This is a genomic window from Streptococcus sp. HMSC070B10 (genome assembly GCF_001808665.1).
GTDB lineage: Bacteria > Bacillota > Bacilli > Lactobacillales > Streptococcaceae > Streptococcus.
The window spans coordinates 1-1,512 of record NZ_KV794134.1 but is presented as its reverse complement, the minus strand read 5'-3'; the positions used below and the strand labels follow the sequence as shown (position 1 = coordinate 1,512).

3 protein-coding genes are annotated in these 1,512 nt (G+C 35.1%); all 3 read right to left on the bottom strand.

Translation table 11 applies throughout. The features are described from left to right. Positions 1–122: 122 nt before the first annotated feature. The 3 genes from HMPREF2613_RS00530 to HMPREF2613_RS11445 are packed head-to-tail and all read right to left on the bottom strand — an operon-like array spanning position 123 to position 1,478. Positions 123–611: a hypothetical protein gene (locus tag HMPREF2613_RS00530; RefSeq protein ID WP_038805556.1), complete on the bottom strand. Its 489-nt coding sequence runs from the start codon at positions 609–611 to the stop codon at positions 123–125. Between the two features lie 39 nt (positions 612–650). Next, positions 651–1,283 carry a hypothetical protein gene (locus HMPREF2613_RS00525; protein WP_070478178.1) on the bottom strand — a complete coding sequence of 211 codons (633 nt, stop codon included), beginning with the start codon at positions 1,281–1,283 and terminating at the stop codon, positions 651–653. Between the two features lie 30 nt (positions 1,284–1,313). Next, positions 1,314–1,478: a hypothetical protein gene (locus HMPREF2613_RS11445; protein ID WP_185756249.1), complete on the bottom strand. Its 165-nt coding sequence runs from the start codon at positions 1,476–1,478 to the stop codon at positions 1,314–1,316. Between the last annotated feature and the right edge of the window lie 34 nt (positions 1,479–1,512).

The following is a 1,512-nucleotide window of genomic DNA, read 5'->3' as shown; positions in this document are numbered from 1 at the left end:
TCCGCTATCAGTTCTTCTCTGGCTTCATCGAAAGTAACAACCAGATAGCCATCAAAAGTCAAAATAAACCTCCATCACCAAACAAATGGCAACCATTTAGGCTTACTTAAGGTTTCTTAAACTTACCTATCCACCACTTGAGCTTCAAAGTGTGCTGGCTTGTCGTCTACATTGGTGATGGTTATTGTATAGGACTTGTTATTGGTTACATTAAATACTTTTTCCCCCTGGTAACTGACAACAATTCCATCCTGGACTAAATGGATATCTTTTTGATTATTGGGTAACTCTTCATCAACATCTTCTGAATGATGGCTTCGAACAAGTTTTTGCCCTTCAACATCATAAAAAATATCGCCATGCATCTCAAACCAAACTTTTTTACCTGATAATTTAAGCTTATTAGTATCATTTTTTTTCAAGATTAATTCTGAGTAGTATTCTACATCATGTGTCCGAGGATTTACTGTAAAGTTAGCCGACTCTCCTGGTTGCAGAGTATACTTACCAAGATTTTGTGCCCATAGATAAAATAGAAAACTAGCTGCTAGGACTACAACAAGTACTAAACTACAACCTAAATTCCAATTCGATTTTTTCGTCATGCTCATTTGTAACTCTCCTTATAGTCGTCATACCTTTCTGGAGCTCTATCTATTCTGCAAAATTTCGTTCTCTTTCCTTTTTCTACGCTGACCCGACCACCTGATACACTGCAACAATACTATCATACGAAGAATCAAATAGACCAAACGAAGGATTTTCATCTTTCCAAGAGCTGATAAGAAATTTTTCCTTGCATTCCCCACTTCTTGACCTAACTGTTCAACTGTTTTACCTGTTTCTTCTTTAATAGCAACTGCATTATTTGAAATCAAATAATAATTTTGTTCTAATCTGCTGATATAGGCTTTGGAAATTGGCTCGTCTAAGAAAAAATATACTCTATCAGCATACTCATCCTGAGACAGCGTATAGTATACTTCAGCTTCACTCTCCCATTTTTTAGGAAAACTAGTTATTTTAATATTTCCATAGTCTAAATGCATAATTCCAACTAAAACGTCATTAGTCCATTCTTCCGCATAGTGGTATAATTTCACTTTCTTATCTACCATTGGCCAAACCATAACATACCGACTATGCATGAATTCCTTAGTTAATGCCGAGTTACTTGCCAAACTGGTCGCACCAATCTCATATACTGACCAAATAAGAACTACGAGCATTAAGACAGCTTGAGTTGGTTTGTTTTTATAATAGTTTCTTATTCTTTTTAACATTTTACTCTCCAACTGCGGGATTGGGTTTATCTAAATCTTTTTTTGAAATAAGGAAAAAACCTCTTGTAATGCATCATTATTCCCAGCATTTGAGTAAGAAACTTGCTCATCTTCTGGAAACCACATTTTACCAGCTAGTTCCAAATAACCATAAGGTATCTTTTTTGTATAATCACCTTTTAAATATAATTTCATTCTTCCTCATCGTCATAAACTGGTTCACCATGGA